Source organism: Acinetobacter sp. UBA2063 (genome assembly GCF_002333245.1).
GTDB lineage: Bacteria > Pseudomonadota > Gammaproteobacteria > Pseudomonadales > Moraxellaceae > Acinetobacter > Acinetobacter parvus.
This window is the reverse complement of record NZ_DDAH01000212.1, coordinates 7,887-15,012: the sequence shown is the minus strand read 5'-3', so window position 1 is coordinate 15,012 and position 7,126 is coordinate 7,887. Positions and strand designations below refer to the sequence as shown.

Genomic DNA, 7,126 nt, shown 5'->3' with positions numbered 1-7,126 from the left:
CAATAAACGCACACTTGAAGCCTTGATCCGTGCAGGTGCGCTGGATTGTCTGGGCATTGAACGTTCCAGCCTGATGGCACAGCTTCCAGAAGCGGTCCAGGCGGCTGAACAGGCACGTAGCAACCGTGAAACGGGAATTATGGACCTGTTTGGTGAGGTTGAGGAAGTTCAGCGTAAACCAGCCAAACCTGTCAAACCGTGGTCAGATGAAGTCCGTTTAAAAGGTGAAAAAGATACGCTGGGCCTGTATTTAACAGGTCACCCGATTGATATCTATCGTGCTGAACTCAAGCAATTTGTTTCTGTAAAACTAAACGAACTGACGCCAACAAGACGGGGTGTCACCAGCATTTTTGCGGGTCTGGTGGTGGATATTGCCAACTTCCCGAACCGTATTATGATTACCCTGGATGATGGCACTGCCCGTGTTGAAATCAGCTGCAATCATGAACGTTTCCAGCGCCATAAAGACATTATCAAACTGGAACAGGTGGTGGTGATTGAGGGTGAGATTTATGAACGTGAGGGCTTTGACCGCCCGATGGCACGTTTAAGCAAGGCATTTAATTTAAATGAAATACGGCAAAAACGGGCACAGAACATTCAGATTCGCCTGGCACATGACCTGATGGGTAAATCTTTGGCAAAAGATCTGCAAGGCATGCTTTTGCCTTACTGCAACATTGATATGTGTCAGCATATTGGGGTGAAAATCCAGCTTGAGCAAAGTTTTGCAAGCGCTGAACTGCTGCTGGGCGCACAATGGAAAGTTGCCCCACTTGACGAGCTACTCGCTAAACTGCGTGACTATTTCGGCAAGGATGCGATTTACATCGAATATCAGGTCAAGTCTAAAGCTGCCAAAGTGGTTGAAACGCCAAAAGTTGCGGTTGTTGCGCCACCTCCTGACAATATGTCAATGGACGAAGCTTTAGACCTCTATCAAGCCGAAGTCTCCCAATATTCTTAATTTTGGATAATCTATGAACCTGTTTGACCAAAATCAAGTGTCCAAACATTTGGATCATGTGCGTATTGTGATGGTGAACACCACGCTACCCGCCAATATCGGCAGTGCCTTACGTGCCATGAAAACCATGGGACTTTCCAAGCTTGTGCTTGTTGCACCAAAGACATATCCGCATCCTGACATTGATGCCCTTGCTGCAGGCGCACAGGATTTAATTGAGCAGATTGAAATTGTGGAAACGCTGGAACAGGCCATTCAGCACTGCCATCTGGTTTTTGGAACCAGTGCCCGCAGCCGAACCATTCCGTGGCCACTACTCGATGTTCGCCCTGCGGCTAAAGAAGCCTTGCAGGCAGCCAGCCAACAACAAAATATCGCGATTGTGTTTGGCCGTGAAGACCGTGGACTCACCAATGAAGAATTGGCCCTTGCCAATTACCACCTGACCATTCCAGTCAATCCTGAGTATGGTGTGTTAAATGTAGCGCAGGCAATTCAGGTGGTATGCTATGAACTGCGTATGGCTTCCCTTGAACAAAATGCACCCGCTACGCAAACACCTGATGACCACATGCAGCTCAAGCAACAACAAAGCATGCAGTGGGATGAGCCTTTGGTCACGCAGCAGCAAATGCAAGAGTTTTATCCCCATTTGGAAAAAATGCTGACTGAAATTGAGTTTTTAGACCCAACTAATCCCCGTTTACTGCCGTTACGCTTGCGCCGTTTATTCGGAAGGATACAATTAGATCGTATGGAATATCATTTGTTACGTGGAATCTTTAGCCGCGTACAGGCCTTAGCCAATGGTTCATGGAAAAAAACAACGGAGGATCATTCCAATGATTAAACAGCTTAAAGAAGACATTCAGGCTGTATTTGCACGTGATCCTGCTGCACGCAATACGCTGGAAGTCCTCACCACCTATCCAGGGATTCATGCGTTAATCATGCATCGTATGGCACATGAACTATGGAAAAAAGAATACAAAGGCTGCGCCCGCCTGCTTTCCTCTTTTAGCCGATTTGCCACAGGTATTGAAATCCATCCTGGCGCAAAAATTGGCAAACGTTTTTTTATCGATCATGGCATGGGTGTGGTGATTGGTGAAACTGCCGAAATTGGTGATGATGTCACGCTTTATCATGGTGTTACGCTTGGCGGTACCACTTGGAATAAAGGCAAGCGCCACCCCACGCTTGAAGATGGTGTGGTGGTGGGCGCAGGTGCTAAAATCCTCGGTCCCTTTACCGTCCATAAAGGTGCAAAAGTCGGTTCAAATGCGGTGGTAACCAAGGAAGTTCCTGAGGGCGTAACCGCCGTTGGCAACCCTGCACGATACATTTTCAAGGATAAAACCCAGATTGAGCAGGATGAAGCACGCCGCCGTGATTATGCTGAAAGCATCGGTTTCCAGCCTTATGCCACCACTCAGGAGCAAACAGACCCTTTACTGGAAGGTATTCGGGTGTTACTGGATCGAATGCAGCAAAATGAAAAGCGCATGAATGTTCTATGCCAGCGTCTTTCTTTACTTGACCCGACCTATAAAGGTCAGAAAGCAACCACTCAACCTTTTAGCAAGGAAGAGCTAAAAATTATTGAGGAAGTTAGGCGTGAATGTGAAGCCCAAACCAAAACATCTGCCACATAATAAGAGATAGGTATCAATAGGCCTTATTTATAAAGAAATGTAACAAGCTTCTCGTTGCAAGTTGGTTTTGCTTTTCCTAGACTGGTAAAACCAACGACCCACCTAGTTAATTCACTAAAATTAATGGATGTAAAGCATGAATTTTAAGCCTTTGGCATTACTTGTACTTTCAACTTCTGTTTTAACTGCATGTGGTACCCCACCTGTTGTAAAAAAGGAAGTGGCAGCAGCACCCCAGCCTTTTGTTTTTAAAGAACCAGACCCAACACCACCTTTTTATGCTTTGAATCCAGTTAATTATGATGCGCCACCAAGTTTTGAGCTTGCAATTAAGGATGCAGCAGCACAGCCTGTGACCAAAATGGTGGTAAGCCTACAGAATGACCCATCAAAATCAACCACACTTGAAGTGAACAAACTGATTGTGCCAACGGTCAACAGCAAACAGCGCAGCATGAGATATGGCGTGCTTGCAGGCGATAATGAAGTTGATGTGACTGAAATTGATGATTTTCTGCAACTGGTTGAAGGCAAGGCCCGTCACTATCCACCACGTTTCCATGACCGTCAGGAACGTAAAGGTTACGAAGCTAAATTAAAAGAAACCACACAAAAGCTGGATGCTCTGGCCGAACAGCCAAATGCATCACTGGATGTGTTGACCCGTGCCTTTAAAGCCAGTGTGATGGCACGCAATATGGACCTCGGAACAGCGTACACCACCAAATCCCTGAATTATGCACAGCGTATTTTGGCGATCAGTCCAAATGACCCTGAAACCAACTTCTGGTTTGGTTTTGGTTTGTCTGAAGGCGGTGGTCAACGTGAGGCAATTCCATATTTAGACAAGGCCATTAAAGGTGGTGTACAGGAAGCCTATCTTTCTGCCGCAAACAACTTTCTTTGGTTAGAACAAAAGAAAAATGCCATCCAGACCTTAAAGAACTATAAAGTGAAATATCCAGATGAAGCTGAAGTGGCTGACCGCCTTATTAGCGAAGTGGAATCTGGTAAACGCTGGAATGTATGGCAAGTGCTAAACTGATCCAGATTTTTTGTAAAAATAGACTGCTCTAAGCAGTCTATTTTTTATACCGATTGAAAAAGCAACCGTTTTTCGTATTATAGCTCTAATCTTCGTACTTAATTTGCTGAATTCCGATGCTCGCATTTACTCCAAATTGTCGCCTATTTATTATTACCCTGCTGAGCACGATGGTCATGAGCGGTTGTCAGGTAGTCAGCCTTAAACAACAGGCGATTGATGTCACCATTGCCAATGAACGTAACAGTATTTTAACCCAGAAAAAATTAAGTGAAGCCAGCCTCAATGTCCTGTCCATGTCGGGCAAGGAAGCCAGAGTCTGTTCACAGACACCGAATGAATGTATTGCCGACCTACATAAAATTCCGCAAATATTGGATGAACAGTTACTCTCAACAGCAAGTGAACTTTATCTGGCCAAATCCATGGCACTTTCAGATTCATCTGAATGTAAAATAAGTAAGCTGACCAAACATAAGTCTGAAGATGACCAAAAAATTATCCAGAAAAATTATGAGAACTGTCTAGACCAACAACTGGAAAATCTGGATAAAAGTATCCGCTATAGTTATGCCTATTTATTTAAAACCTCCCGAAAGCCACAGGAACGGATTTTTGATAACCGACAGGTTCAGATTCGGGATTTTTACAATCAGGCGCTGATCCAATTGGTCAATGTGCATAGTCTAAGAAATCCCACCACCAATATCACCCCAACCATTAAGATTGCTAACAGCACCTATACCGTTGATATTCAGTCCTATCAACGGTTACAGGACATGAAGCTTGAGAAGTTTATTTCAAGCTATAACATGAATTTCTCTGGTTTAAGGGCCATTAACCGCCGTGACGGTTTCGGCTCCGACTTTGTTGCGGTATTTCCCTCTGGTGATGCATCACAGCATGACAATAAATATATTCTTAACCCTTTAACCTATCATTATCCAAAAGGTACTAATCCAAACATTCACAAGGCCCGTTATCTGGCGGCAACCATTATTGCCCAGCCGAAAAAACCAACCGCTTCAGTGAATGATGTTTTAACCAGCCCTGAATTTGAGATTAAGGTCTATGACCCGTATAGCATTGACAAGGTCAATATCGCAGGCCAGCCGTATTCATTAGCTGCCAATTTTTCCGCACCCTATGGTTTATGGCTGGCTGAAAATAATCTGGGTGCGGCAGCATACCTAACGCTGATTGACCGTGAGCAGCATTTAACCATGCCGCATCTCTATATGCTGGAACCCTACAATCCCAACAAGAAGATCATTGTACTGGTGCATGGTCTGGCCAGTAGCCCTGAAGCATGGATTGCCGTGACCAACGACATTATGGGGGATGCTGTACTACGTGAACATTATCAGGTGTGGCAAGTTTTTTATTCAACCAACATGCCGATTCTGGAAAGCCGTTTCCAGATATATGCCCTGCTCAAGCAAGCCTTTTCCACCGTCAATCCTAAAGATGTGGCTGCGAAAGACGCTGTTTTGATTGGACATAGTATGGGCGGAATTATTAGTCGTTTACTGGTCAGTGATGCCGACATTTCCAAACAGGCCCTGGCGATGATGAACAATCTCCAACAGACCCGCTTGAGAAAGGATCCCGTGATTGGTGAACGGCTGAAAATGAAACCGATCACCAACTTTGACCGTGCCATTTTCCTGGCCGCACCACATCGTGGGACAGATTATGCGGATCGCTGGTTTACTCTGGCTGCACGTAAGATTATTCGCCTGCCTGCAACATTCCTTACCACATTGGCAGATACCTTGACCAGTGATGATGTTGACCTGAAAGATTTCGTAAAAACCCTAACCAATGACGTGATTCAGAATGGTCCAAGTGATTTGAGCAAAAAGTCCAAGTTCATGGAATTGACTGCCAATATTCCACCAGAAAAAGGTCTGGTGTTCCATTCAATTATGGGCAACATCACCAAGAGTGACGACCCTAATGTAATTACTGACGGGATTGTGCCTTATAAAAGCGCCCATTTAGATGGTGCTGTTTCTGAAAAAATCATTCATGGCGGCCACTCGATTCAGGAAACGCCAGAAGCAATTCTGGAATTACGACGAATCCTGCGCCAGCACCTTGTTGATCATGGTTTATATAAACCTTAACCCAATCCAATAAGCCCAAATCCTGTTTGGGCTTATTATTAAGTTTAGCTAAATCATATATCCTAAAGATCAGATATGTTTAGGACTATTTAAAGCTGAACTAAAATGTTACCAGAATCCCATATTTGGCATTAAGGAACATCCCCACCCGAATAATGTCAACGCCTGCGGCAAGAGGTGGTCCCACTTGTTTGAACAACTAAAAGCTTATTTATAAGTGATATTCTGCTCTAGTTAAGCTACCTTATTTTGTTGTGGTAGCTGGTCATACTAAAACTCATCTGGAGTCATTTTATCCAGACTCGAATGAGGTCGTTTCAAATTATAAAATTCAAATATTTTAAGTTGAGATTGGCGTTATATTTTTAGAATTTAGCTATATATCTTTGTTTTTATATATTTTTAGATTTTTTCAATTTTACCCTTGAATTTTAATACTATAGACTGCATGTTGTTATACAAGTTAGTTTTAGATATTCGTTATATTTACTTCATCTTGTTGGAGTCAAATAAGCTTATATCTTAGGGTGAAAATCGTTTTATATTGATTCATTCAATTTTCCGATTTTAGTCATGTAAAAATACTATTTCCCCAATAACTAAAAATTATTTATTCTAGACCTCGTAAACAAGTAAGGCATTAGCCTCTCAATAAAACCTCAATCATGGAGACAATGATGAGCTTAATTAATACTGAAGTTAAACCATTTAAAGCTGATGCATTCCGTAACGGTGAATTCATTCAAGTTACTGACGCTGATCTTAAAGGTAAATGGTCTGTTCTTATTTTCATGCCTGCCGCATTTACATTCAACTGTCCAACAGAAGTTGAAGATGCTGCTGAAAACTATGCAGAATTCCAAAAAGCTGGTGCAGAAGTTTATATCGTAACAACTGATACCCATTTCTCTCACAAAGTATGGCACGAAACTTCTCCTGCTGTAGGTAAAGCTCAATTCCCATTAGTCGGTGATCCTACACATCAATTAACACGTGCTTTTGATGTGCATATCGAAGAAGCTGGTTTAGCTTTACGTGGTACGTTCATCATCAACCCTGAAGGCGTAATCAAAACTGCTGAAATTCATGACAATGCTATTGCTCGTGATGTATCAGAAACTTTACGTAAACTTAAGGCTGCTCAATTCGTAGCAAGCCACCCAGGCGAAGTTTGCCCAGCGAAATGGAAAGAAGGTGAAGCAACTCTTGCTCCATCTATCGACCTAGTGGGTAAAATCTAATTCTTTAGATTGAACAACCTCGTCAGAAGCCACTCTTTTTAGGGTGGTTTCTTTTTATCTACCTTTATATAAATTTCTTATCCGCT

At 43.1% G+C, this 7,126-nt stretch carries 6 protein-coding genes; all 6 read left to right on the top strand.

All coding sequences use genetic code 11. From position 1 onward, the window contains the following. Positions 1-970, top strand: a 970-nt coding sequence (locus tag B4H32_RS10205; RefSeq protein WP_286802799.1) for an OB-fold nucleic acid binding domain-containing protein, incomplete at its 5' end; no start/stop codon positions are given. A 13-nt stretch (positions 971-983) separates the two neighbouring features. Further along, positions 984-1,820 carry an RNA methyltransferase gene (locus B4H32_RS10200; protein ID WP_004681012.1) on the top strand — a complete coding sequence of 279 codons (837 nt, stop codon included), beginning with the start codon at positions 984-986 and terminating at the stop codon, positions 1,818-1,820. Then, a complete protein-coding gene (gene cysE / locus B4H32_RS10195) occupies positions 1,813-2,625 on the top strand; it encodes a serine O-acetyltransferase (RefSeq protein ID WP_004681014.1) in 813 nt (270 codons plus the stop codon). The genes B4H32_RS10200 and cysE overlap by 8 nt, the downstream gene beginning before the upstream one ends. 136 nt (positions 2,626-2,761) lie before the next feature. Further along, entirely contained in the window at positions 2,762-3,670 is a 909-nt protein-coding gene (locus B4H32_RS10190; RefSeq protein WP_286802791.1) for an ABUW_2363 family tetratricopeptide repeat lipoprotein, read from the top strand. A 116-nt stretch (positions 3,671-3,786) separates the two neighbouring features. After that, a complete protein-coding gene (locus B4H32_RS10185; protein WP_286802784.1) occupies positions 3,787-5,799 on the top strand; it encodes an alpha/beta fold hydrolase in 2,013 nt (670 codons plus the stop codon). A 677-nt stretch (positions 5,800-6,476) separates the two neighbouring features. Continuing rightward, complete coding sequence (gene ahpC / locus B4H32_RS10180; protein ID WP_004677913.1) at positions 6,477-7,040, top strand: alkyl hydroperoxide reductase subunit C; 564 nt, start codon at positions 6,477-6,479, stop codon at positions 7,038-7,040. The last annotated feature ends 86 nt before the right edge of the window (positions 7,041-7,126 follow it).

What these genes read in the sequence shown, in the direction of transcription:
- B4H32_RS10200 (WP_004681012.1), top strand. Translation starts at nt 984, where the DNA reads ATGAACCTGTTTGACCAAAATCAAGTGTCCAAACATTTGGATCATGTG.
- cysE (WP_004681014.1), top strand. Translation starts at nt 1,813, where the DNA reads ATGATTAAACAGCTTAAAGAAGACATTCAGGCTGTATTTGCACGTGAT.
- B4H32_RS10190 (WP_286802791.1), top strand. Translation starts at nt 2,762, where the DNA reads ATGAATTTTAAGCCTTTGGCATTACTTGTACTTTCAACTTCTGTTTTA.
- B4H32_RS10185 (WP_286802784.1), top strand. Translation starts at nt 3,787, where the DNA reads ATGCTCGCATTTACTCCAAATTGTCGCCTATTTATTATTACCCTGCTG.
- ahpC (WP_004677913.1), top strand. Translation starts at nt 6,477, where the DNA reads ATGAGCTTAATTAATACTGAAGTTAAACCATTTAAAGCTGATGCATTC.